This window comes from Agrococcus sp. Marseille-P2731, assembly GCF_900117395.1.
In the GTDB taxonomy this organism is placed as follows: domain Bacteria; phylum Actinomycetota; class Actinomycetes; order Actinomycetales; family Microbacteriaceae; genus Agrococcus.
In genome coordinates this window covers 384,717-407,090 of sequence record NZ_FPEG01000002.1, presented here as the reverse complement: position 1 = coordinate 407,090, position 22,374 = coordinate 384,717, and the positions used below count along the sequence as shown (strand labels likewise).

Sequence of the window (22,374 nt, the reverse complement as noted above, 5' to 3'; positions counted from 1 at the left end):
CTCAGCGAGCCGATTCGATGGATGCGCGAGCGGCCTCGACCACGGCCTCCGCCGTGAAGCCGAACTCGCGGAACAGGGTCTTGTAGTCGGCGCTGGCCCCGAAGTGGTCGATCGCGACCGTGCGGCCGGCGTCGCCCACGATGCGGTGCCAGCTGAGCGCCGAGCCCGCCTCGACCGAGACGCGCGCCGTGACGGCGGCCGGCAGCACCGACTCGCGGTACTCCGCCGACTGCTCGGCGAACCACTCGAGCGAGGGTGCCGCGACCACGCGGGCGGCGATGCCCTCCGCGTGCAGCTGCTCGCGGGCCTCGAGGGCGAGCTGCACCTCGGAGCCGGTCGCGATCAGCAGCACGTCGGGCGTGCCGCCCTCTGCCGACACCCCCTGGGCCTCGGCGAGCACGTAGGCGCCCTTGGCGACGTTCGAGGCCGCCGCGAGCGTGTCGCCGGTGGCCTCGCCCTCGCCGCGCTCGAGCACCGGCAGGTTCTGGCGCGTCAGCGCGATGCCGACCGGCTTGTCCCGCCGCTCGAGGATCGTCTTCCACGCCCACGCCGTCTCGTTGGCGTCGGAGGGCCGAACGATCTCGAAGCCGGGGATCGCGCGCAGCGTCGCGAGCTGCTCGATGGGCTGGTGGGTCGGTCCGTCCTCGCCGAGCGCCACCGAGTCGTGGGTCCAGACGTGGATCGGGTGCACCGCCATGAGCGCGGCGAGGCGCAGCGCCGGGCGCTGGTAGTCGCTGAAGATCAGGAAGGTGCCGCCGTACACGCGGGTGGGGCCGTGCAGCACGATGCCGTTGAGGATCGCGGCCATGGCGTGCTCGCGGATGCCGAAGTGCAGGGTGCGACCGCCGGCGGAGGCGTCGGGCCAGGCGCTGGTGCCGTGCTCGACCGGCGCGAAGGAGCCCTTGCCCTCGAGCGTCGTGTTGTTCGACTCGGCGAGGTCGGCCGAGCCGCCCCAGAGCTCCGGCAGCACCTCGGCGAGAGCGTTGAGCACCTTGCCCGAGGCCGCGCGCGTCGACACCTCGGTGCCGGCCTCGAAGAACGGCAGCGCCGACTCCACGCCCTCGGGCAGTGCGCCGGAGAGCAGGCGGTCGAGCAGCGCCTTGCGCTCCGGGTTGGCGCTCGCCCATGCGTCGAAGCGCTCCTGCCAGGCGCCGCGCGCCGCCTCGGCGCGCGAGGCTGCGTTGCCGCGGGTGTACTCGATGACGGCGTCGTCGACCTGGAAGGACTGCTCCGGGTCGAAGCCGAGCAGCTCCTTGAGCCCGGCGACCTCGTCGGTGCCCAGCTTGGATCCGTGGATCTTGCCCGTGCCCTGCTTCGTCGGCGCGGGCCATCCGATGATCGTCTTCAGGATGATGAGCGAGGGCTTGCCGGTCTCGGCCTTCGCCTGCTCGATCGCCGCGTGCAGCGCCTCGACGTCCTCGACGTAGTCGTCGGCGGTCGGGTGGTCGCCCTGGCGCCACGAGACCTCGAGCACCTGCCAGCCGTAGGCCTCGTAGCGACCCTTGACGTCCTCCGTGAAGGCGATGTCGACGTCGTCCTCGATCGAGATGGCGTTCGCGTCGTAGATCGCGATCAGGCGGCCGAGCTGCTGGTGGCCGGCGAGCGAGCCCGCCTCGCTCGTGACGCCCTCCTGCAGGTCGCCGTCGCCGGCGATCACGTAGGTGTAGTGGTCGAAGGGGCTCTCGCCCTCAGCGGCGGCCGGGTCGAGCAGCTCGCGCTCGAAGCGCTGTGCGTAGGCGAAGCCGACGGCGGATGCGAGGCCCTGGCCGAGCGGGCCGGTGGTGATCTCGACGCCCTTCGTGTGGCGGTACTCGGGGTGCCCGGGGGTCAGCGAGCCCCAGGTGCGCAGCGACTCGATGTCGTGCTTCTCGAGGCCGGAGCCCGTCAGGTAGAGCTGGACGTACTGCGTCAGCGAGGAGTGGCCGACCGACAGGATGAAGCGGTCGCGGCCGAGCCACGCGTCATCCGCGGGATCGCGGTCCATCACCTTCTGGAAGAGCAGGTGCGCGACCGGGGCGAGGCTCATCGCCGTGCCGGGGTGGCCGTTGCCGACCTTCTCCACGGCGTCTGCGGCGAGGACACGCGCGGTGTCGACTGCCTGCTGGTCGTTGGTGGTCCATTCGAATGCCAAGGAGGCTCCTTCATCGGGCAGCCCACGCCATCGGCGGGCCGCTGCGGGACAGACGTTGCGACCCCTCCAGCATAGTGAGCACGTGCATCCGGGCGCGGGTCCGAACCCGCAGCGTGACGCCGCGCGTCCGATAGGATGGAGGCTGGCTCACGGCCCCTGACCTCGTCTGAACGGATCCCGCTGCATATGTCGAACACGGCTTCGCCCGGCGTCACCACGCCCGCGGACGAAGGGCAGCAGGCATCCCGGTTCGCCGTCAAGGCGAAGGCCTACGTCGCGCTGACGAAGCCGCGCGTGATCGAGCTGCTGCTCATCACGGCGCTGCCGACGATGTTCCTCGCTGCCGGCGGCGTGCCGCCGATCGGTGCGCTCGTCGCGACGCTCATCGGCGGGTTCCTGAGCGCAGGCAGCGCCAATGCGTTCAACATGATCCTCGACCGCGACATCGACCGGGTCATGCGCCGCACGCAGCAGCGCCCGCTCGTGACCGGCACCCTGTCGGTCGCCGAGGCGCGCGTGTTCGCGTGGACGCTCGCGGTCGTCTCGACCGCCGTGCTGTGGGTGTTCGCGACGCCGCTCGCCGCTGGGCTGTCGGTCGCCGCCATCGCCTTCTACGTCCTGATCTACACGATGCTGCTCAAGCGCCGCACCGAGCAGAACATCGTCTGGGGCGGCATCGCGGGCTGCTTCCCGGTCGTCATCGGCTGGGCCGGTGTCACCGGCACGCTCGATTGGCCCGCGTGGATCCTCTTCACGCTCGTCTTCCTCTGGACGCCGGCGCACTACTGGCCGCTGTCGATGAAGTACCGCGACGACTACGAGGCGGCGGATGTGCCGATGCTGGGTGTCGTGCGCGGCAAGCAGATGGTGGGCATCCAGGTCATCCTCTACGCCTGGGCATCGCTCGCGTGCACGCTGCTGCTCATCCCGGTCGCGGGCATGGGGCTGCTGTACTCGGCCATCGCGGTGATCGCGGGCGCCTGGTTCATCGGGGAGTCGCACGCGCTCTACGGCCGCGCGATCGCCGGCGCCTCGGAGCTGCGCGCGATGCGCGTCTTCCACGCCTCGAACACCTACCTGACGCTCATCTTCCTCGCGGTCGGCGTCGACCCGCTGCTGCCCTTCTAGTCGACGCGCTGGGCCCTGCGGGCGCGCAACGGCTCAGTGACCAGGCCAGCTCCTCGAGCCGCTCTGCGCGCGCAGCGCGCAGAGCGCGTCGAAGGGTCAGTCGCGCAAGGCCGGTCCGACCTCCCACTTGAACCCGCGGTGCGACCCCACGAACCCCAGTCGCTCGTAGAATCGGTGCGCATCCGGCCGCTGCTCGTCCGACGTCAGCTGCACGAGCGCGCTCCCGGTCGCCACCGCCGCGGGCCCCATCGCCCACTGCATCATCGCGGTGCCGAGCCCGGCCGCGCGGTGCTGGGCGCCGACGCGCACTGCCTCGATCTGCAACCGCGTCGCGCCGCGGCGCGCGAGCCCGGGGATGCGGGTGAGCTGCATCGTGGCCGCGAGCTGCCCCTCGGCGTCGATGGCGACGACGAGCTCGTTCGACGGCTCGGCCAGCACCTCGGCGAGCGCAGTGATGTAGCGGGTCGCCGGCGAGGCATCCGGCGTCTCACCGCGAGCGGCCGCGAGCTCGTCGTCGACCAGCAGCGCCACGAGAGCCACGAGATCCGCGTGGACTCCGCGCCGGAGGACATAGCCCGCACGCGACGCTCGAGGCAGTTCCAGCGCGCAGGGGAGCTCGAGTGCGGCGAGCACGATCAGACCCGGTCGAGCATCTGCAGCAGGCGGCCCTCGCGCAGCGCCCAGGGGCTGACGTCGAGCGACTTGATGCCGAAGGCTCGCATCGCCTCCGAGAGCACGATGCCGCCGGCGATCACCTGGAAGGTGCGATCGGGGGTGATGCCCGGGAGCGCGGCGCGAGAGTCCGCATCCATCTTCGCGAGCCGCGGCAGCCAGTCGTCCAGCTGCTTGCGGCTCAGGACGGCGCGATCGGCGTCGCCCACGCCCGGCATCAGGTTGCCGGCGAGCCGGGCGAGCGATCGGATGGTCTTCGACGAGCCGACCACGTGATCGGGCCTGCCGAAGGGCTTGACCTGCGAGACCGCGTCGTCCAGCACGCTCTTGGCGTACATCCGCAGCGCGCGCTGGTCGATGAGCGACGGCGGATCGGCGTGGAAGAACCCGACCGTCGACCGGCCGGCGCCGAGCGGCACCGAGATGGCGACGTCGGGCTCCTCATCCTGCCCACTGGCGATCTCGAGCGACCCGCCGCCGATGTCCAGCAGCAGGATGCGCCCCGCCGACCAGCCGAACCAGCGGCGCACGGCGAGGGAGGTGAGGCGGGCCTCGTCGGGGCCGGAGAGGATGTCGAGGCTGACGTCGGCCTCGCGCTCGATCCTGGCGATGACCTCCTCGCCGTTCGCCGCCTCCCGCAGCGCGCTCGTCGCCATCACCACGAAGTCGTCGAGGCGCTCGCCGCGAGCGATCTCGGCGCACTCGCCGATCGCAGCGAGCAGCGCGGCGACGCCCTCGTCGTCGATGGCGCCCTGATCGTCGAGGTAGCGCATGAGCCGCAGGGTCAGCTTGTGCGAGCGCTGCGGCACCGGCCGGCCGCCCAGCCGCACATCGACGATGAGCAGGTGCACGGTGTTCGAGCCGATGTCGAGCACGCCCAGGCGCGCGCCGTGCTGCACCGCGCCGATCGAGCCGTCCTCCGGCCTCTCGCTGCGCGGCGTGGGCCGGGGGAGTGCGCGCGTCATGCGCCCGATCTTGCCAGCGCGCGGCTGTCGTCGCGCGGCTCGGCGGCCTCGGCGGAGGGGCGCAGCGAGAGCACCACCGCGACGCCGAGCGCCGTCGTGATCACCGAGAGCACCATGTGGATCCCGACGAGCAGGATCGGCAGGCCGGTGCGCGACTGCACGATGCCCACCACGATCTGCACCAGGATCACGCCGAGCAGCGCGAGCGACCAGCGCAGGTGCGCGCGAGGCCCCCGGGCGGCTGCCGCGACCACCACCCCGAGCACGAGCGCCAGCAGCGCGTAGCCGGGCCAGGCGTGCACGTGCTGCATGACGGCCGGATCGAGGCCGTTGCGGGCGGCGCCGCCGTCGCCCGCGTGCGGGCCGGAGCCGGTGGTGAGCACGCCGACGACGATCACGACGGCGAGCACGACCGTCGTGAGGTGCACGAGCATCGTCTGCCACCGCGGCGCGACCTTCGGGCCACGCGCCCCGGCCACCACCTTCCAGGTGAGCACCGCGGCGAGCGCCACCAGGATGACGGAGATGAAGAAGTGGATGCCGACGGTGTCGGGGCGCAGCTCCATCCAGACCACGACGGCGCCGATGAGCGCCTGGAGGATGGACAGGCCGAGGATGAGCGCGGCGAGCGTGACGACGGTGCGTCGGGCGTGCTGCCGGATCGCGAGCACGAGCATGATGAGCGCGACGACCACCACGACGCCGCCCCAGACGCGGTTGCCGAACTCGATCACCCCGTGGATGCCCTGCTCGGGCACGGGCACGAACGAGCCCGGCACGCAGTTGGGCCACTCGGAGCATCCGAGCCCCGAACCGGTGAGCCTGACCGCCCCGCCGGTCCCGACGATGACGATCTGCGTGACGAGGGTCGTCCAGGCCGCGACCATCAGGCTGCGCGAGCGCGTGAGCACAGTGCACCTCTCCTGCCGTTCGCGATAGGATCAAGGGGAGCCCATCGGCTCCGAACCCCCGTGCCGCGAGCAGCGGCGAGGCATGTGCGAAGGCCCTTCCAGTATGGCCTGTTCGCGAGGGTTCGAGGGTCGCGCGGAATGCCGTGGAGCACCGCCGGGTTATAGATGTGAAGCGTAGAGAGGGGGAGCTGATGTCCGACGTCCTGATCGACCGGCCCGAGCTCGAGAGCCTGGGGCAGTACGAGTTCGGGTGGCATGACTCCGACGAAGCCGGAGCCATCGCCAAGCGAGGACTGAGCGAGCAGGTGGTCCGCGAGATCTCCGAGCTCAAGAGCGAGTCCGACTGGATGCTCGAGCGCCGGCTCAAGGGCCTGCAGCTGTTCGAGCGCAAGCCGATGCCGACGTGGGGTGCCGACATCTCCGGCATCGACTTCGACAACATCAAGTACTTCGTGCGCTCCACGGAGCGCCAGGCGCAGACCTGGGAGGACCTCCCGGAGGACATCCGCAACACCTACGACCGCCTCGGCATCCCTGAGGCCGAGAAGAAGCGGCTCGTCTCCGGTGTCGCCGCGCAGTACGAGTCCGAGGTCGTGTTCCACTCGATCCAGGCCGACCTCGAGGCCCAGGGCGTCATCTTCATGGACACCGACACGGCGCTCAAGGAGCACCCCGAGTTCTTCGAGGAGTACTTCGGCACCGTGATCCCTGCGGGCGACAACAAGTTCGCCGCGCTGAACACGGCGGTGTGGTCGGGCGGTTCGTTCGTCTACGTGCCGAAGGGCGTCCACGTCGAGATCCCGCTGCAGGCCTACTTCCGCATCAACACCGAGAACATGGGCCAGTTCGAGCGCACGCTCATCATCGCCGACGAGGGCTCGTACGTGCACTACATCGAGGGCTGCACGGCACCGATCTACTCGTCCGACTCGCTGCACTCCGCGGTCGTCGAGATCATCGTGAAGAAGAACGCCCGCGTGCGCTACACGACGATCCAGAACTGGTCGAACAACGTCTACAACCTCGTCACGAAGCGCGCGATCGCCGAAGAGGGCGCGACGATGGAGTGGATCGACGGCAACATCGGCTCCAAGGTGACGATGAAGTACCCGTCGATCTACCTCGTGGGCGAGCGCGCCAAGGGCGAGACGCTCTCGGTGGCCTTCGCAGGCCCCGGCCAGCACCAGGACGCCGGCGCCAAGATGGTCCACATGGCGCCGTACACGACGTCGTCGATCGTCTCGAAGTCGATCGCCCGCGGTGGTGGCCGCGCCGGCTACCGCGGCGAGGTCCGCGTGGACGCCAACGCTCACCACTCGGCCAACAGCGTCGTCTGCGACGCGCTGCTGGTCGACACCATCTCGCGCTCCGACACCTACCCGGCCATCGACATCCGGGTCGACGACGTGGTGCTCGGCCACGAGGCGACCGTGTCGAAGGTGAGCGAGGAGCAGCTGTTCTACCTCATGTCGCGCGGCCTCGAGGAGACCGAGGCGATGGCGATGATCGTGCGCGGCTTCATCGAGCCGATCGCGCGCGAGCTGCCCATGGAGTACGCCCTCGAGCTCAACAAGCTCATCGAGATGAGCATGGAAGGATCCGTCGGCTGATGACTGCGACTGACACCACACCGAACCACCTGGTGCCGGCCCACCTGGCGACCGCCGACCCGGCGGAGCGCTTCGTCCCCATCCAGACGCGCTCCGAGCGCCCGACGTCCTTCGATCCGGCTGACTTCGGCACCCCCACGGGGCGCGAGGTGAACTGGAAGCTCTCCGACACGAAGCGCCTGGCGCCGCTGTTCGTCGACGAGGAGACCGAGACGGGCGACGCCTCCGGCATCGACTACGACCTCGCGGGGCTCGAGGCACGCGGCCTGCTCGTGGCCTCCAGCGGCCTCGAGGCCGCCGTCCGCGGCGAGGTCTTCCGCCCGGAGGACGTCGTCAGCGCGATCGCGTGGAAGCGCTGCGAGGACGCGCTCCACATCCGCCTGCCAGAGGGCGAGGTGCTCGCCGAGCCCGTCATCGCCCGCCTGCACGGCACGGGCGCCGACCGCCACGCGAACGCGCACATCGTCGTCGAGGCCATGCCCGGCTCGGTGAGCACGGTGGTGCTGCACCACTCGGGCTCGGCGCAGTACGCGCAGAACCTCGAGATCATCGTGCGCGAGGGCGCTCGCCTGACGCTCATCTCGGTGCAGGACTGGCAGGACGACACCGTCCACGCCGCCGCGCACCAGGCGGTCGTCGGCGACGGCGCCTACCTGAAGCACATGGTGGTCTCGTTCGGCGGCGGCGTCGTGCGGGTCAACCCGTCGATGCGCCTCGCGGGTCACCGTGCCGAGGGCGAGATGTTCGGCCTGTCGTTCTCGGATGCGGGACAGCACATCGAGAGCCAGGTCTTCATGTACCACGAGGGCGTGGAGACGCGCGGCGACGTGCTCTACAAGGGCGCCCTGCAGGGCACGGGCGCACGCTCGGTGTGGATCGGCGACGTGCTGATCGGCAGCGACGCGACCGGCACCGACAGCTACGAGAAGAACCAGAACCTCGTGCTGACCGACGGTGCGCGAGCCGACAGCATCCCGAACCTCGAGATCAAGACCGGCGACATCGCCGGTGCCGGTCACGCCTCGGCCACCGGCCGCTTCGACGACGAGCAGCTGTTCTACCTGCAGTCGCGCGGCATCGACGAGGAGGAGGCGCGTCGCCTCGTGGTGATCGGCTTCCTGATGGAGATCGTGCAGAAGATCGGCGTGCCCGAGATCGAGGAGCGCCTCGCGGAGGCGATCGACGAGGAGCTGCGCCGCGGTGCAGGCCTCGCGCCGGCGTCGAAGGCTGGCGCATGACCGCACAGCGCGCGTGCGGTGTGCAGGACGTCGCCGTGAGCTCGGCTGTGAAGGTCGAGCTCGATGGCGTCGCGATCGCCATCGTGAAGGACTCGGCCGGCGACATCCACGCGATCGGCGACACCTGCACCCACGGCGAGATCTCCCTCTCCGAGGGCTTCGTCGAGGGTGACGCGATCGAGTGCTGGGCCCACGGCTCGCAGTTCGCGCTGAGGACCGGCGTGCCGCAGAACCTCCCGGCGTACGAGCCCGTGCCGGTCTTCCCCGTGACCATCGACGGCGACGACGTGCTCGTCGACGTCAAGAACCCACTGACCCTGAGCTAGAGCAGACCCCGTCTGCGTCGCGGCTGCCGCCGCGAAGGAAGGAAGCGCGATGAGCGTCCTGGACATCAAGGACCTGCAGGTCTCGATCGAGACCGAGCAGGGCAAGAAGGACATCCTGAAGGGTGTCGACCTGACCATCAACTCCGACGAGATCCACGCGGTCATGGGCCCCAACGGCTCTGGCAAGTCGACCCTGGCGTACACGATCGCCGGGCACCCGCGCTACACCGTCGAAGGTGGATCGATCACGCTTGACGGCGAGGACGTGCTGGAGATGAGCGTCGACGAGCGCGCCCGCGCCGGTCTGTTCCTCGCCATGCAGTACCCGGTCGAGATCCCCGGGGTGACGGTGTCGAACTTCCTGCGCACCGCGAAGACGGCGATCGCAGGCGAGGCACCGCGCGTGCGCGAGTGGATCGGCGACGTGCGCGGCGCGATGGAGAAGCTGCGCATGGATTCCTCCTTCGGCGAGCGCAACGTCAACGAGGGCTTCTCCGGCGGCGAGAAGAAGCGTCACGAGATCCTGCAGCTCGAGCTGCTCCGCCCCCGCTTCGCCGTGCTCGACGAGACCGACTCCGGCCTCGACGTCGACGCGCTGCGGATCGTGTCCGAGGGCGTCAATCGCGTCAAGGGCGAGACCGGCCTCGGCGTGCTGCTGATCACGCACTACACGCGCATCCTGCGCTACATCGAGCCCGACCACGTGCATGTCTTCGTCGACGGCCGCGTGGCTGAGCAGGGCGGCCCCGAGCTCGCCCACCGCCTCGAGGAGGAGGGCTACGATCGGTACCTGAAGGCAGGTGTCTGATGGCGCTGATCGAGGTCGAAGCAGCGAAGTTCGACGCGCTCACAGAAGCGCTGAAGGATGTCGTCGACCCTGAGCTCGACGTCAACATCGTCGACCTCGGGCTCATCTACGACCTCGCCTGGGACGACGAGCAGGATGCCCTCGTCATCTCGATGACGCTCACCTCGGCCGGCTGCCCGCTGACCGACGTGATCGAGACCGAGATCGCCGAGAAGCTCGACGGCCACGTCGAGCAGTTCCGCATCAACTGGGTGTGGATGCCCCCGTGGGGGCCCGAGCGCATCACCGAGGATGGTCGCGAGATGATGCGGGCCCTCGGCTTCACGATCTAGCGCATGCAGCCGGTCGACTGGATCGTCGCGCTCTACACCGCGACGATCCCGGTCGGCGGCGGCCAGGAGCTGCTGCTGCGCGAGGTCGTCGGCAACGCCTTCGGCCTCGCGAGCGCGCTCGGCGGCATGCTTCGCCGCGCCTGGGCGTGGCCCGTCGGCATCGTCGGCAACGTGCTGCTGCTGACCGTCTTCCTCGGCACGCTCCTCGACCCGGCGCACGAGATGCCCGCCCTGCTCGGCCAGGCCGGGCGACAGGTGATGTTCATCGCCGTCGCGATCTACGGCTGGAGGCGCTGGCGGCAGGCGCGCTCGGCGGACGGCCAGATCGTGCCCCGCTGGGCCTCGTGGCGCCAGCGCGCGGTGCTCGTGATCGTGCTCGTGGTCGGCACCGTCGCGATCACGCCGCTGTTCCGCATCCTCGGCTCGTACGAGCCGGTCTGGGCCGACGCCTGGACCTTCGTGGGCTCGCTGCTGGCGACCTACGGCATGGCGCGCGGCTGGACGGAGTTCTGGCTCGTCTGGATCGCCGTCGACATCGTCGGCGTGCCGCTGCTGCTGAGCGCCGGCTACTGGGCGACGGCCGTGATGTACGCGTTCTACGGCGCCTTCACGCTCGTCGGCTTCATCGTCTGGTCGCGGGCGCGCCAGAAGCCCGCCGTCGAGACCCTGCTGCCCGATCCGCGGGTGGCAGCGGTCGACGACTGAGCGCGTCGACCGCCGCGCGCGCTAGCGGTCGCGATCGTGGCGCGGCTTGCGCTGCGGCCTGTCGTCACGGCCGCCGCGGCCACCCTCGCGCCGGCCCGTGTCGGCCCGGATGTCGATCGGCACCCCGAGGATCCGGGTCTTCGAGAGCTTCTCGAGCTGCGACCGATCGAGCTGGGGCAGCTCGACGAGCGTGAAGTCGAAGTTGATCTGGATCCTGCCGAAGTCATCGCGGCCGAGTCCGCCCTCGTTCGCGAGAGCGCCGACGATCTGTCGCGGCTCCACACCGCGGCGGCTGCCGACCGCCAGGCGGTAGGTCGTCGCATCGGACGGGCCGCGTCGCGATCGGCGCTCGCCGCCCTCGTCGCTGGCGCGGGCAGGCCGGTCGCTGCGCTCCGGACGGTCGGTCCGCGCGGCGCGGGAGGCCTGCAGGGCGCGATCCGCCTGCTCGTCGAGCAGCAGGGGAGTGTCGCCCTGCGCCACCACGGCGAGCGCGGCAGCGACGTCCTCCTGCGGCACGTCGTGGTGCTCGACGTAGTGGGCCACGATCTCGCGGAAGCGCTCGATCCGGTCGCTCTGGCCGAGGGCCGCCGTGATGGCGTCGTCGAAGCGCGTGAGCCTGGTCGAGTTGACCTCGTCGGCGCTCGGCATCGGCATGATCGTCACGGTGCTGCGTGTGGCCTTCTCGATCGTGCCCAGCATCCGTCGCTCGCGCGCCGTGACGAAGCTGATCGCGTCGCCCGTGCGGCCTGCGCGGCCGGTGCGGCCGATGCGGTGCGTGTAGGACTCCGTGTCGATCGGCAGGTCGTAGTTGATGACGTGGCTGATGCGCTCGACGTCGAGGCCTCGTGCCGCGACGTCCGTGGCGACCAGCACGTCGAGGTCGCCGGAGCGCAGCTGCTCGATGGTCTTCTCGCGCTGCGGCTGAGCGACGTCGCCCGAGATCGCGGCGGCGGCGTAGCCGCGTGCGCGCAGCCGCTCCGCGACCGTCTCGGTCTCGTTGCGCGTGCGCGTGAACACGATGGCGCCCTCGAACGGCTCCACCTCGAGCACCCGGGTGAGCGCCTCGAGCTTCTGCTGGTAGGAGACCATCAGCGCGCGCTGGCGGATGCTGGGGGAGCTCGACGCGCCGGAGCGCACCGTCACCTCCGCGGGCTCCCGCAGGTGCTGCTGCGAGATGGCGCGGATCTGCCGCGGCATCGTCGCCGAGAACAGCGCGACCTGCTTCTCGGCCGGCGTCGCCTGCAGGATCTGGTCCACGTCCTCCGCGAAGCCCATCCGGAGCATCTCGTCGGCCTCGTCGAGCACGACGTGCGTCAGGCCCGAGAGGTCGAGCGTGCCCTTGGCGAGGTGGTCCATGATGCGGCCGGGCGTGCCCACCACGACGTGGACGCCGCGACGCAGCGCCGACAGCTGCACGCCGTAGCCCTGCCCGCCGTAGATCGGCAGCACGTGGACGCCGCCCAGGTGCGCCGCATAGCGCTCGAAGGCCTCGCAGACCTGCACGGCGAGCTCTCGCGTGGGCGTCAGCACGAGTGCCTGCGGGCTCCGCTTCGCCACGTCGACGGCCGCCAGCACGGGGAGCGCGAAGGCTGCGGTCTTGCCGGTCCCCGTCTGCGCGAGGCCGATCAGGTCACGACCGGAGAGCAGCACGGGGATGGTCTCGGCCTGGATCGCCGAGGGCGTCTCGTAGCCGACGTCGTCGAGCGCGCGCAGGATGCCCGGCGGCAAGCCGAGGCTCGCGAAGGTGATCCGCTCGCTCTCGGCGGTGGGTGCGTCGGTGTGCTGCTCGTCAGTCATGACCGCAACGCTACGCGGTGCGGGCGTCGTCCGTCGACGGATGCGCCGGCCGACGCGGCCGAGAGGGCGGCAGCGGGTGCGGCCGGCGTCAGTCGGCCGAGCGGTCGAGCGCTCGAACGCCCGCCCATGCCGCGGGCAGCGCCGCGGCGGCGATCGCCCACTTGACGAGCCCGCCGACGATGAACGGCAGGAAGCCCACGCTCAGCGCGCCGGCGAGGTCGACGGGCGTGCCGAGCGCAGCGAGGACCGCGGCCATGTAGGGGACGCCGAAGGCGAACGGGATGAGGCTCGCGAGGCCGAACAGCGCGACCGCGAGCACCGGGCGGCGATCCCAGCGGCGCTCGGCGAGCCAGCCGACGACGGCCGCGGTCGCGATGAAGCCGATGATGAAGCCGAAGCTCGGCTTGCCGATCGCCGCGATCGAGCCCGTGAAGCCCGCGAAGACCGGGGCGCCGGCGAGGCCGAGCGCGAGATATCCGACCATCGCCGAGACGCCGCGGCGGAAGCCGAGCGCTGCGGAGACGAGCATGACGCCGAGCGTCTGGCCCGTGATCGGCACCGGCCACATCGGGATCTCGACCTGCGCGAGCGCCGCCACGACGGTCACACCGGCGACGACGAGCAGGAGGTCCTTCGCAAGGGTGCGCTGGCCGACGAGGGCGTCGGCCAGGACGGTGCGGCGGGTGATGGGCACAGCGGCAGCGGTCATGGCCACAGCCTATGACGGTGCGATGGAAGCGAGCGGCATCTGGCTGACGAGTCGTCGCCGCGCATAGCCTGACCCCATGAGCGATCTCACCTCCAAGGCCACCGCACTGCTGCGCATGCACGACGAGCTCGTCGTGCTGCCGACCGTCTGGGATGCGTGGTCCGCCCGCGCCGTCGTCGACGCGGGGTTCGCCGCGATCAGCGTCGGCAGCCACCCGCTCGCCGAGTCCCGCGGGCAGGGGGACAACGAGCAGATGGCGCTCGACGAGGCGCTCGAGGGCGTCGCCCGCATCGCGGCGGCGGTCGAGGTCCCCGTCTCCGCAGATCTCGAGTCGGGCTACGGCACCCCCGCGGCCGAGCTCATCGACCGGCTGCTGTCGGCGGGTGCCGTCGGCCTCAACATCGAGGACACCGTGCACGCCGAGGGTCGCATGCGCGAGCCGCAGGAGCACGCCGACTACATCGCCGACATGCGCGCCGCTGCGGACGCGGCCGGCGTGGAGGTCGTCATCAACGCCCGCACCGACGCCTTCGCCCGCCCGCAGCTGCTGGCCGGCGCCGACCCGCTGGAGCAGGCGATCATGCGCATGGAGCTGTGCGAGCAGGCCGGGGCGCGCTCGCTCTACCCCGTGATGCCGCCGAGCGCAGAGGCGCTCGCCGCGATCCTCGAGCGCGTGACGCTCCCGGTGAACGTGACCGCGCATCCGATCTCGGGCGCCGTCGTCGGCGACCTCGCCGCCATCAGGGCCAGCGGAGCGCGCCGCGTGACCTTCGGCCCGCTGCTGCAGGCAGCGCTGACGGACACCATCGACGAGCTCGTGCGCGCCTGGCGGTGAGCTGCGGCGCCCACCGCTGATAGGCTGGACGGCTGGCCCGCTCATCGCGTGCCGAACCCCCACCCCCGTCACGAGAGGCTTGCGCGCGCATGATCGCTGTGTCCGGCTTCGAGCTCTCCATCGGCCCCCGCACCCTGATGAGCGACGTCTCGTTCCGCATCTCGGCCGGGGACAAGATCGGCCTGGTTGGTCGGAACGGGGCGGGCAAGACCACGCTCACGAAGGTGCTCGCCGGCATCAGCGACGACCGCGACGGCCACACCGCCGTCGGCACGATCGACCGCAGCGGCGAGATCGGCTACCTGCCGCAGGATCCGCGCTCTGGCGATCCCAAGCAGACCGCGCGCCGGCGGATCCTCGATGCTCGAGGGCTCGGCGAGATCGTCGAGGGCATGCGGATCGCGAGCGAGCAGATGGGCGAGGGCGGCTCCGTCGCCGATGATGCCATGCGTCGCTACGGCCACCTGGAGGATCGCTTCCTCGCGCTCGGCGGCTACGCGGCCGAGGCCGAGGGCGCGGCGATCGCCTCGAACCTGCAGCTGCCGGACCGCATCCTCGACCAGCCCCTCGAGACGCTCTCCGGCGGCCAGCGCCGCCGCATCGAGCTGGCGCGCATCCTCTTCTCCGGCGCCGACACGATGCTGCTGGACGAGCCCACCAACCACCTCGACGCTGACTCGGTGGTCTGGCTGCGCGAGTTCCTCAAGGGCTACCAGGGCGGTCTGATGGTGATCAGCCACGACGTGCAGCTGGTCGAGGAGACCGTGAACCGCGTCTTCTACCTGGACGCGAACCGCCAGGTCATCGACATCTACAACATGAGCTGGAAGCTGTACCTGCGGCAGCGCGAGGCCGACGCGGAGCGTCGCAAGCGCGAGCGCGCGAACGTGGAGAAGCAGGCCGGCCAGCTCGAGCTGCAGGCGGCGAAGATGGGCGCGAAGGCGTCGAAGGCAGTCGCCTCCAAGCAGATGGCGAAGCGCGCAGAGCGGATGCGCGCTGGGCTCGAGGACGAGCGCGCGGTGGATCGGGTCGCCAAGCTGCGCTTCCCGAAGCCGGCACCGGTGGGCAAGACGCCGATCATGGCGCGCGACCTCTCGAAGTCCTACGGCTCGCTCGAGATCTTCACCGCCGTCGACCTGGCCGTCGACCGCGGCTCGCGCGTCGTGATCCTGGGCTTCAACGGTGCGGGCAAGACGACGCTGCTGCGGATCCTCGCCGGGGTCTCGGAGAGCGACACGGGAGAGATCGAGCGCGGCCACGGCCTGCGGGTCGGCTACTACGCCCAGGAGCACGAGACGCTCGACGTGGAGCGCAGCGTGCTGCAGAACATGGTGACCGCGTCGCCCGAGATCACCTCGACCGAGGCGCGCCGCGTGCTCGGCTCGTTCCTCTTCACGGGTGACGACGCCGACAAGCCGGCTCGCGTGCTCTCCGGCGGCGAGAAGACGCGGCTCTCGCTCGCGATGCTCGTCGTCTCGAGCGCCAACCTGCTGCTGCTCGACGAGCCGACGAACAACCTCGATCCCGCGAGCCGCGAGGAGATCCTCGGGGCGCTCGGCGCCTACGAGGGCGCCGTCATCCTGGTGAGCCACGACGAGGGCGCCGTCGAGGCGCTCGACCCCGAGCGCGTGCTGATCATGCCCGACGGGACCGAAGATCTCTGGAGCCCGGAGTACCTCGAGCTGATCGGGCTGGCCTAGCGCCATGGACGAGCCGACCGGCTGGCTCGCGGTCGCTCGCGATGCGTTCTCGAGCATCGGCATCCTCGCCTTCGCGATCTCCGGGGCGCTGCTCGCCGTCGAGAAGCGCATGGACTTCGTCGGCATGGCGGGGCTCGCGGTCGTCACGGCCACGGGCGGTGGCATGCTGCGCGACGTGCTCATCGGCGCGACGCCCGTCGCGGCGCTCGTGGACTGGTGGATGCCGCTGGTCGCGCTCGGCGGGGCACTGCTCGTGTGGGTGCTGCACCGGTGGATGGCGACGCTCACGAAGCCGGTGCTCCTCTTCGATGCCATCGGGCTCGGCATCTTCGTGGTCGAGGGCGCGAGGAAGGCCATCGAGCTCGGGGTGAGCCCGGTGGGCTCGGCGATCGTCGGCATGCTCGCCGGCATCGGCGGTGGCATCCTCCGCGACGCGCTCGCCAACGACATCCCCGCCGTCTTCCGCCGCGATTCGCGCCTCTACCTGCTGCCGGCCCTCGTGGGCTCGAGCGCGGCGGCGGCCGCCAGCGCCCTCGGGTACGGCCAGTGGTACGTGCTCGCGATCATCGCGGCGTGCGTGTGCGCGCTGCGCATCGCGAGCGAGCTGCTGCACTGGCGCGTGCCGGCGCTGAAGACCGAGGCGATCACGATCATCCGCGACTGAGCGAGCGGGCCGGAGCGCCGCTCGGTGAGCCGATCAGCGCAGATCGAGGATGTCGTCCTCGATGTCCGAGTCGGTACGACGCACGCGCTGCGGGCGCTCGACAGGGGAGGCCGATCGCAGCTCCTCGCGCATGCCCCACGCGACCGCCGCGAAGCCGCCGAGCGCGAAGACGAACCACTGCAGCGTGTACGACAGGTGCGGCCCCTCGTCGAGCACCGGCCGGCTCGCGATCGCCACGTCCGCCGGCGCCGCCCCGCCCTCGCTCACCAGCAGGCCGTAGGCGCCGGTGTAGGTGGTGTCGGCGACGCCCCGCCGCGCGAGCGAGTCGGCGATGGAGGGCAGGTCGACCGAGGCGATCTGCCCCTCTGGCGCGCCGCGCCCGGCGATCTGGCCCTCGTTCGGGCGCAGTCGCGCGACCACCGTCGTCGGACCGACGGGCGTCGCGGGCTCGGTGACGGGCTGCTCCGCGCCAGAGGCCTGGTCGATCCAGCCGCGGTCGACGACGAACACGGCGCCGGTCGTGGTGCGGAACGGCACGACGACGTCGAAGCCCACGTCGCCTCCCCGCCAGCGCCCTCGGAGCAGCAGCTGCGCATCCGTCACGTACTCGCCCTCGAGCTCGACGGGCGTCCACTGCTGGTCGGGGTCGAAGGCGCTCGGCTCCGGCAGCACCGCCTCGAGCGGCGCGGCGTCGCGGTCGTAGTTGGACTCGAGGCGGTCGATGGCCGTCAGTGCCGTCTCGCGCCGATCCCACTGCCACATGCCGAGCAGGCAGCAGACGACCGCGAACACGAGGGCAAGGGCGAGGTAGCCGAGCCAGCGAGGCTCGCGGAGGAGGCGCAGCATCAGGCGACCCGCTCGACCGTCTCACCGAAGGGCGTCACGACGGTCGGGAACCCGCGCGACTCGAGCCACGCGGCGAGCGTGTCGCGGTGGGCCTCGCACGCCGCCCAGGTCTTCACCCGGTCGGCCGAGTGGATGCGCGGGTTGCGCCAGTGGACGGCGTGCGCTGCATCCGCCGTGCAGCCCGCCGACGAGCACGGCGCCGTCGCCTGGCCGCCGCCGAGCATCGAGAGCAGGCTCACGGCTGCTGGCCCGGCTGGCTCGAAGGCCCCGGCGGCAGCGCGTTCGGCACCTCGATGCGCTCCGGCTGCTGATGGGTCGGCACGCTGCCGATGACGACCGCGAAGTAGGGGATGAAGACGGCGAAGAACGCCGGGATCAGCTTCCACCACTCGGGCACGATGAAGAAGATGCCGAGGCAGGCGACGCGCACCAGCATGAGCAGGAAGTACAGCCGGAATCGCCGCTGACGGTCTTCGTCGGGCGACATGGGGAGATCGGTGAGCGATCCGGCGCTCTCTCGAGAGCCGCGCTTCCGAACTCTGTCGTTCCAGGTTCTGTGCTCTCGCATGGCGTCCACAACTCTACGCCTGGGCGCCCACTCGGTCGCTGTGCCTGAGCGATGGATCGCGCCCTAGGCTTGCAGGCATGACCTCTCGCACCGTGCTCGTCACCGGCGGCAACCGCGGCATCGGCCGCGCGATCGCCCAGGCCTTCCTCGACGCCGGCCACCGCGTCGCGATCACCTCGCGCGACGGCTCCGGGCCAGAGGGCGCTCTGGCGGTGGCCGCGGACGTGACCGACAGCGCCTCGATCGATGCGGCGTTCACGACCGTCGAGGCCGAGCTCGGCCCGGTCGAGGTGGTGGTGGCGAACGCCGGCATCACGCGTGACACGCTGCTGATGCGCATGAGCGAGCAGGACTTCTCCGAGGTCGTTGACACGAACCTGACCGGCGCGTTCCGCGTCGCGCAGCGAGCCTCGAAGGGCATGCTGCGCGCCAAGTGGGGCCGCGTCGTGCTCATCTCGAGCGTCGTCGGCCTCTACGGCGGACCCGGCCAGGTCAACTACTCGGCGTCGAAGGCCGGTCTGGTCGGCATCGCCCGCTCGATCACGCGCGAGCTCGGCGCGCGGGGCATCACCGCCAACGTCGTCGCCCCCGGGTTCATCGAGACCGACATGACGGCCGAGCTCGACGAGGCGACGCAGGCGGAGTACCGGAAGGCGATCCCGGCCGGCCGCTACGCCTCGCCCGAGGAGGTCGCGAACGTCGTGCGCTGGATCGCGAGCGACGAGGCCGCTTACATCTCGGGCGCCGTCATCCCCGTCGACGGCGGCCTCGGCATGGGCCACTGACGGCCTGCGTGGACGATCGACGACCGAGCGCCGACCCGAGAGCCGCCATGGAGTCTCGCCACCTCAGCATCGTGGTCCGTCGAGCGCCCGCCGAGGTGTGGGCGTTCGCGGGCAGCGACGAGCACCTGCCCGAGTGGGCCGCGGGTCTCGCCGCTGGTGCGCTGCGCCGCGAGGGCGACGAGCTCGTCGTCGAGTCGCCCATGGGAGAGGTGCGCGTGCGCTTCGCGCCGCCCAACGACCTCGGCGTCTTGGACCACGACGTGACGCTGCCGGACGGCGCGGTGGTGCACAACCCGCTTCGCGTCCTCGCGCATCCGCTCGGGGCTGAGGTGGTGTTCTCGCTGCGACGGCTCGACGGCGTGAGCGCAGCGGCCTTCGAGGCGGATGCGCGGGCGGTCGCCGCCGACCTCGAGCGCCTGCGGGCCCTGCTCGAGGCCTAGGCGGCTACCAGCGCAGCGCGGCGCCCGGCAGCAGCGGGAGGATCTCGCGGAAGTCGGGCACGTCGACGACGTGGCTGGCCTGCTCGCGCACGATCTGCTTGGCGCAGAACGCCACCGAGATGCCTGCCGCGCCCATCATCAGCAGATCGTTGGCACCATCGCCGATCGCCACGACGTGGTCGCGCGGCACGCCGAGGTTGAGGCGCAGCGCCTCCAGGGTGTCGCGCTTCGCCGCGCCGTCGATCACGGGGCCGGTCGAGCGGCCCGTGAGGCGCCCGTCCGCCACCTGGAGCCGGTTCGCGCGAGCGTGGTCGATGCCGAGCGAGCCGGCGAGCGGGTCGAGCACCTCGTGGAAGCCACCGGAGACCGCGGCGATCACGCCTCCGCGCTCGTGGATCTCGGCGATGAGCTCCGGCACGCCGTCGGTCACGGTGATCTGCTGCCTGGCGTCGTCGATGACGGAGATCGGCAGTCCCTCGAGGATCAGCAGGCGCTCGGCGAGCGATGCGGCGAAGTCGAGCTCACCGCGCATCGCGCGCTCGGTGACCGCAGCGACGTGGCGCTCGGCGTCCGGCCCCACGGCGCGGGCGAGCACCTCGATGACCTCGTCGCGGATGAGCGTCGAGTCGACGTCGGTGACGACCAGCAGCGAGGCGGCCGTCACAGCGCGATCTTCGTGCCCTTCGGCACCGTGACGATGCCGGAGGCCGAGACCGAGAACCCGCGCGAGCGGTCGAGCTCGTGGTCCACGCCGACCTGCACCCCCGGGCCGAGCTCGACGTCCTTGTCGATGATCGCGCGGCGCACCACGGCACCGGCGCCCACGTGCACGTGGTCGAAGAGGATCGCGTCGGAGACGGTGGCCCCGGCGTCGACGACGCACCACGGGGCCACGACGCTGCGCACGATGGAGGCCCCCTGCACGACCGAACCAGAGCCCACGATGGCCTCGTTGACGTCGGCGGCCCGGCCCCACGCATCCCTCGTGAACTTCGCCGGCGGCGCGTTCACGATCTGCGTGTAGATCGGCCACTCGCGGTTGTAGAGGTTGAAGATCGGCAGCGCCGAGATGAGATCCATGTGCGCGTCGAAGAACGACTCGATGGTGCCGACGTCGCGCCAGTAGTACTTGTCGCGCTCGGTGGCGCCGGGCACGGTGTTGTTCTTCAGGTCGTACATCGCGGCCTCGCCGCGCTCGACAAACCACGGGATGATGTCGCCGCCCATGTCGTTGCCCGAGTCCTCGAGCGCGTTGTCGGCCGTGACCGCCTCCACGAGCGCGTCGGCGTCGAAGACGTAGTTGCCCATCGAGGCGAGCACCTCGCCGGGGCCGACGACGAGGTCGGAGGCGTCGGCCGGCTTCTCGTGGAAGGCGCGGATGAAGCCGGGCTTCTCGTCGTCCTCCTCGATGACGCCGAACTGGTTGGCGAGCTCGAGCGGCTGGCGGATGCCCGCCACGGTCGCGCGGGCACCGGAGGCGATGTGCGCCTCGATCATGTCGCGGAAGTCCATGCGGTAGACGTGGTCGGCACCGACGACCGCGACGATGTCGGGCTTCTCGTCGACGAGCAGGTTGAGCGACTGGAAGATCGCATCGGCCGAGCCCTGGAACCAGCGCTTGCCCGTGCGCTGCTGGGCGGGCACGGAGGCGACGTAGGAGTTCAGCATGTTCGACATGCGCCACACCTGCGAGACGTGGCGGTCGAGCGAGTGCGACTTGTACTGCGTCAGCACCACGATCTGGCGGAGCCCCGAGTTGATGAGGTTCGAGATCGCGAAGTCGATCAGGCGGTACGAGCCGCCGAAGGGCACTGCCGGCTTGGCACGGTCTGCGGTCAGCGGCATCAGCCGCTTCCCCTCGCCGCCTGCGAGCACGATGCCGAAGACCTTCTTGTCCATGCCCCACACCCTAGGGGTCCGGCCTGATCGTCCGCCGAAGGTTCCACAGCCGTGTCGACGTCGCTCGCGTACTGTGATGCCATGCGCGTCGACCTGGTCACCAAGGAGTACCCGCCCGCCATCTACGGAGGCGCCGGCGTGCACGTCACCGAGCTCGTGAAGGCGCTCCGACGCTCGATCGAGGTGCAGGTGCGCTGCTTCGGCGAGCCGCGCGAGGAGGCGGACACGACCGCCTACGACGTGCCGGATGCGCTGCGGTCGGCGAACGGTGCGCTGCAGACGATCGCGGTCGACCTGCAGATCGCGGACGCGGTCGAGGGGGCCGACGTCGTCCACTCGCACACCTGGTACGCCAACGAGGCAGGCAGGCTCGCGCAGGAGCTGCACGGCGTGCCGCACGTCGTGACCGCGCACTCGCTCGAGCCGCTGCGACCGTGGAAGGCCGAGCAGCTCGCCGGCGGCTACCGCATCTCCAGCGACATCGAGCGGCGGGCCTACGAGGCTGCTGATCGCGTCATCGCCGTCTCGAACGGCATGCGCGCCGACATCCTGCGCTCCTATCCCTCGCTCGACCCCGACAAGGTCGTCACGATCTACAACGGCATCGACCTGGAGTCCTGGGCACCGAACCACGACGCGGACCGCGCCCGCGAGCTCGGGCTCGACCCCGCGCATCCGTCGGTCGTCTTCGTCGGGCGCATCACGCGCCAGAAGGGCCTGCCGCACCTGCTGCGCGCAGCCCGCGCCCTGCCGGAGGACGTGCAGCTGATCCTGTGCGCCGGCGCACCGGACACGCCCGAGATCATGGCAGAGGTCAAGGCGCTCGTCGCCGAGCTGCAGCAGACCCGCGAAGGCGTGGTGTGGATCGACGAGGTGCTGCCGCGCGAGGACCTCTGCGCGCTGCTCACCCACGCGACGGCCTTCGTCTGCCCGAGCGTGTACGAGCCGCTCGGCATCGTGAACCTCGAGGCGATGGCGTGCGGCGCCCCCGTCGTCGGCAGCGGCACCGGTGGGATCCCCGAGGTGATCGAGGACGGCGTCACCGGCTTCGTCGTGCCGATCGACCAGGTGCAGGACGGGACCGGCGCGCCCACCGATCCCGAGCGCTACGAGGCCGACCTCGCCGACGCGCTCGCGCGCATGGTCGCCGACCCCGAGGCGGCGCGGCGGATGGGCGAGGCCGGTCGGGAGCGCGCTCGCGCGCACTTCGACTGGGGCCAGATCGCAGAGCAGACGCAGGAGCTCTACGCGACCGTCATCGCCGAGCGCGGCGCGCCGCGCTGACGCCGCTCGCTCGGTAGGCTC

The 22,374-nt window shown here is 71.0% G+C and carries 24 protein-coding genes; 13 read left to right on the top strand and 11 right to left on the bottom strand.

Annotated features, from left to right (window positions below):
- Nucleotide 1 precedes the first annotated feature (1 nt).
- Entirely contained in the window at nt 2-2,131 is a 2,130-nt protein-coding gene (tkt, locus tag BQ6202_RS05895; protein WP_072313532.1) for a transketolase, read from the bottom strand.
- A gap of 186 nt (nt 2,132-2,317) precedes the next feature.
- Here tkt and BQ6202_RS05890 point away from each other — a divergent pair, with 186 nt between their 5' ends.
- Complete coding sequence (locus BQ6202_RS05890; protein WP_083587046.1) at nt 2,318-3,259, top strand: heme o synthase; 942 nt, start codon at nt 2,318-2,320, stop codon at nt 3,257-3,259.
- Nucleotides 3,260-3,355: 96 nt separating this feature from the next.
- Here the strand turns inward: BQ6202_RS05890 and BQ6202_RS05885 are convergent, their stop codons facing one another.
- The 3 genes from BQ6202_RS05885 to BQ6202_RS05875 all read right to left on the bottom strand — a co-directional run bounded on the left by BQ6202_RS05885 (nt 3,356) and on the right by BQ6202_RS05875 (nt 5,807).
- Complete coding sequence (locus tag BQ6202_RS05885; RefSeq protein ID WP_234946134.1) at nt 3,356-3,799, bottom strand: GNAT family N-acetyltransferase; 444 nt, start codon at nt 3,797-3,799, stop codon at nt 3,356-3,358.
- A 95-nt stretch (nt 3,800-3,894) separates the two neighbouring features.
- Nucleotides 3,895-4,896 (bottom strand): Ppx/GppA phosphatase family protein, encoded by a 1,002-nt coding sequence (locus BQ6202_RS05880; protein WP_083587045.1) that lies wholly within the window; start codon nt 4,894-4,896, stop codon nt 3,895-3,897.
- Nucleotides 4,893-5,807: a COX15/CtaA family protein gene (locus BQ6202_RS05875; protein ID WP_234946133.1), complete on the bottom strand. Its 915-nt coding sequence runs from the start codon at nt 5,805-5,807 to the stop codon at nt 4,893-4,895. The genes BQ6202_RS05880 and BQ6202_RS05875 overlap by 4 nt, the downstream gene beginning before the upstream one ends.
- Nucleotides 5,808-5,998: 191 nt before the next feature.
- On the opposite strand from BQ6202_RS05875, the gene sufB reads away from it, so the two are divergent.
- The 6 genes from sufB to pnuC are packed head-to-tail and all read left to right on the top strand — an operon-like array spanning nt 5,999 to nt 10,826.
- Nucleotides 5,999-7,417, top strand: coding sequence for a Fe-S cluster assembly protein SufB (gene sufB, locus BQ6202_RS05870; RefSeq protein WP_072313530.1), 1,419 nt, complete (start codon nt 5,999-6,001; stop codon nt 7,415-7,417).
- Nucleotides 7,417-8,655 (top strand): Fe-S cluster assembly protein SufD, encoded by a 1,239-nt coding sequence (sufD, locus tag BQ6202_RS05865; RefSeq protein WP_072313529.1) that lies wholly within the window; start codon nt 7,417-7,419, stop codon nt 8,653-8,655. The genes sufB and sufD overlap by 1 nt, the downstream gene beginning before the upstream one ends.
- The gene (locus tag BQ6202_RS05860) at nt 8,652-8,981 is read left to right on the top strand and encodes a non-heme iron oxygenase ferredoxin subunit (RefSeq protein ID WP_072313528.1); all 330 of its coding nucleotides are present in this window, start codon (nt 8,652-8,654) and stop codon (nt 8,979-8,981) included. Before sufD ends, BQ6202_RS05860 begins: the two co-directional genes overlap by 4 nt.
- A 49-nt stretch (nt 8,982-9,030) precedes the next feature.
- The gene (gene sufC / locus BQ6202_RS05855; RefSeq protein WP_072313527.1) at nt 9,031-9,789 is read left to right on the top strand and encodes a Fe-S cluster assembly ATPase SufC; all 759 of its coding nucleotides are present in this window, start codon (nt 9,031-9,033) and stop codon (nt 9,787-9,789) included.
- The gene (locus tag BQ6202_RS05850) at nt 9,789-10,121 is read left to right on the top strand and encodes a metal-sulfur cluster assembly factor (RefSeq protein ID WP_143143657.1); all 333 of its coding nucleotides are present in this window, start codon (nt 9,789-9,791) and stop codon (nt 10,119-10,121) included. The genes sufC and BQ6202_RS05850 overlap by 1 nt, the downstream gene beginning before the upstream one ends.
- Nucleotides 10,122-10,124: 3 nt before the next feature.
- Nucleotides 10,125-10,826: a nicotinamide riboside transporter PnuC gene (gene pnuC / locus BQ6202_RS05845; protein ID WP_072313525.1), complete on the top strand. Its 702-nt coding sequence runs from the start codon at nt 10,125-10,127 to the stop codon at nt 10,824-10,826.
- A gap of 21 nt (nt 10,827-10,847) precedes the next feature.
- On the opposite strand, the gene BQ6202_RS05840 is transcribed toward pnuC, so the two are convergent.
- Entirely contained in the window at nt 10,848-12,623 is a 1,776-nt protein-coding gene (locus tag BQ6202_RS05840; RefSeq protein ID WP_072313524.1) for a DEAD/DEAH box helicase, read from the bottom strand.
- An 88-nt stretch (nt 12,624-12,711) separates the two neighbouring features.
- A complete protein-coding gene (locus tag BQ6202_RS05835) occupies nt 12,712-13,332 on the bottom strand; it encodes a biotin transporter BioY (protein WP_072313523.1) in 621 nt (206 codons plus the stop codon).
- Nucleotides 13,333-13,408: 76 nt separating this feature from the next.
- Here BQ6202_RS05835 and BQ6202_RS05830 point away from each other — a divergent pair, with 76 nt between their 5' ends.
- The 3 genes from BQ6202_RS05830 (at nt 13,409) to BQ6202_RS05820 (ending at nt 16,531) form a co-directional block, all read left to right on the top strand.
- Nucleotides 13,409-14,167: an isocitrate lyase/PEP mutase family protein gene (locus tag BQ6202_RS05830; RefSeq protein ID WP_072313522.1), complete on the top strand. Its 759-nt coding sequence runs from the start codon at nt 13,409-13,411 to the stop codon at nt 14,165-14,167.
- Between the two features lie 89 nt (nt 14,168-14,256).
- A complete protein-coding gene (locus BQ6202_RS05825) occupies nt 14,257-15,867 on the top strand; it encodes an ABC-F family ATP-binding cassette domain-containing protein (protein ID WP_072313521.1) in 1,611 nt (536 codons plus the stop codon).
- Between the two features lie 4 nt (nt 15,868-15,871).
- Complete coding sequence (locus BQ6202_RS05820; RefSeq protein ID WP_072313520.1) at nt 15,872-16,531, top strand: trimeric intracellular cation channel family protein; 660 nt, start codon at nt 15,872-15,874, stop codon at nt 16,529-16,531.
- Nucleotides 16,532-16,564: 33 nt separating this feature from the next.
- On the opposite strand, the gene BQ6202_RS05815 is transcribed toward BQ6202_RS05820, so the two are convergent.
- Genes BQ6202_RS05815 through BQ6202_RS05805 form a run of 3 tightly spaced genes read right to left on the bottom strand, consistent with a single transcriptional unit; the run spans nt 16,565 to nt 17,945 of the window.
- Entirely contained in the window at nt 16,565-17,377 is an 813-nt protein-coding gene (locus tag BQ6202_RS05815) for an SURF1 family cytochrome oxidase biogenesis protein (RefSeq protein WP_072313519.1), read from the bottom strand.
- Nucleotides 17,377-17,616, bottom strand: a complete 240-nt coding sequence (locus BQ6202_RS05810; protein WP_327021582.1) for a hypothetical protein — start codon at nt 17,614-17,616, stop codon at nt 17,377-17,379. The genes BQ6202_RS05815 and BQ6202_RS05810 overlap by 1 nt, the downstream gene beginning before the upstream one ends.
- Nucleotides 17,613-17,945, bottom strand: a complete 333-nt coding sequence (locus tag BQ6202_RS05805) for a DUF3099 domain-containing protein (protein WP_143143656.1) — start codon at nt 17,943-17,945, stop codon at nt 17,613-17,615. Before BQ6202_RS05805 ends, BQ6202_RS05810 begins: the two co-directional genes overlap by 4 nt.
- Before the next feature lie 77 nt (nt 17,946-18,022).
- Here BQ6202_RS05805 and fabG point away from each other — a divergent pair, with 77 nt between their 5' ends.
- Together fabG and BQ6202_RS05795 are read left to right on the top strand one after the other, a co-directional pair.
- Nucleotides 18,023-18,730: a beta-ketoacyl-ACP reductase gene (gene fabG / locus BQ6202_RS05800; RefSeq protein ID WP_072313517.1), complete on the top strand. Its 708-nt coding sequence runs from the start codon at nt 18,023-18,025 to the stop codon at nt 18,728-18,730.
- Between the two features lie 47 nt (nt 18,731-18,777).
- Nucleotides 18,778-19,170, top strand: a complete 393-nt coding sequence (locus BQ6202_RS05795) for a polyketide cyclase (protein ID WP_072313516.1) — start codon at nt 18,778-18,780, stop codon at nt 19,168-19,170.
- A 4-nt stretch (nt 19,171-19,174) separates the two neighbouring features.
- On the opposite strand, the gene serB is transcribed toward BQ6202_RS05795, so the two are convergent.
- Both serB and glgC read right to left on the bottom strand, forming a co-directional pair.
- Nucleotides 19,175-19,834, bottom strand: coding sequence for a phosphoserine phosphatase SerB (gene serB, locus BQ6202_RS05790; RefSeq protein ID WP_072313515.1), 660 nt, complete (start codon nt 19,832-19,834; stop codon nt 19,175-19,177).
- The gene (gene glgC, locus BQ6202_RS05785) at nt 19,831-21,069 is read right to left on the bottom strand and encodes a glucose-1-phosphate adenylyltransferase (RefSeq protein ID WP_072313514.1); all 1,239 of its coding nucleotides are present in this window, start codon (nt 21,067-21,069) and stop codon (nt 19,831-19,833) included. The genes serB and glgC overlap by 4 nt, the downstream gene beginning before the upstream one ends.
- Before the next feature lie 81 nt (nt 21,070-21,150).
- On the opposite strand from glgC, the gene glgA reads away from it, so the two are divergent.
- Nucleotides 21,151-22,353 (top strand): glycogen synthase, encoded by a 1,203-nt coding sequence (gene glgA / locus BQ6202_RS05780; protein ID WP_072313946.1) that lies wholly within the window; start codon nt 21,151-21,153, stop codon nt 22,351-22,353.
- Nucleotides 22,354-22,374: the final 21 nt, after the last annotated feature.

Coding starts and splice junctions, on each gene's coding strand:
- sufB (WP_072313530.1), top strand. CDS start 5,999: ATGTCCGACGTCCTGATCGACCGGCCCGAGCTCGAGAGCCTGGGGCAG.
- glgC (WP_072313514.1), bottom strand. CDS start 21,069: ATGGACAAGAAGGTCTTCGGCATCGTGCTCGCAGGCGGCGAGGGGAAG.
- glgA (WP_072313946.1), top strand. CDS start 21,151: ATGCGCGTCGACCTGGTCACCAAGGAGTACCCGCCCGCCATCTACGGA.
- BQ6202_RS05795 (WP_072313516.1), top strand. CDS start 18,778: ATGGAGTCTCGCCACCTCAGCATCGTGGTCCGTCGAGCGCCCGCCGAG.
- pnuC (WP_072313525.1), top strand. CDS start 10,125: ATGCAGCCGGTCGACTGGATCGTCGCGCTCTACACCGCGACGATCCCG.
- BQ6202_RS05805 (WP_143143656.1), bottom strand. CDS start 17,945: ATGCGAGAGCACAGAACCTGGAACGACAGAGTTCGGAAGCGCGGCTCT.
- BQ6202_RS05820 (WP_072313520.1), top strand. CDS start 15,872: ATGGACGAGCCGACCGGCTGGCTCGCGGTCGCTCGCGATGCGTTCTCG.
- BQ6202_RS05880 (WP_083587045.1), bottom strand. CDS start 4,896: ATGACGCGCGCACTCCCCCGGCCCACGCCGCGCAGCGAGAGGCCGGAG.
- BQ6202_RS05890 (WP_083587046.1), top strand. CDS start 2,318: ATGTCGAACACGGCTTCGCCCGGCGTCACCACGCCCGCGGACGAAGGG.
- fabG (WP_072313517.1), top strand. CDS start 18,023: ATGACCTCTCGCACCGTGCTCGTCACCGGCGGCAACCGCGGCATCGGC.
- sufC (WP_072313527.1), top strand. CDS start 9,031: ATGAGCGTCCTGGACATCAAGGACCTGCAGGTCTCGATCGAGACCGAG.
- BQ6202_RS05825 (WP_072313521.1), top strand. CDS start 14,257: ATGATCGCTGTGTCCGGCTTCGAGCTCTCCATCGGCCCCCGCACCCTG.
- BQ6202_RS05860 (WP_072313528.1), top strand. CDS start 8,652: ATGACCGCACAGCGCGCGTGCGGTGTGCAGGACGTCGCCGTGAGCTCG.
- BQ6202_RS05830 (WP_072313522.1), top strand. CDS start 13,409: ATGAGCGATCTCACCTCCAAGGCCACCGCACTGCTGCGCATGCACGAC.
- BQ6202_RS05835 (WP_072313523.1), bottom strand. CDS start 13,332: ATGACCGCTGCCGCTGTGCCCATCACCCGCCGCACCGTCCTGGCCGAC.
- BQ6202_RS05850 (WP_143143657.1), top strand. CDS start 9,789: ATGGCGCTGATCGAGGTCGAAGCAGCGAAGTTCGACGCGCTCACAGAA.
- BQ6202_RS05840 (WP_072313524.1), bottom strand. CDS start 12,623: ATGACTGACGAGCAGCACACCGACGCACCCACCGCCGAGAGCGAGCGG.
- sufD (WP_072313529.1), top strand. CDS start 7,417: ATGACTGCGACTGACACCACACCGAACCACCTGGTGCCGGCCCACCTG.
- BQ6202_RS05815 (WP_072313519.1), bottom strand. CDS start 17,377: ATGCTGCGCCTCCTCCGCGAGCCTCGCTGGCTCGGCTACCTCGCCCTT.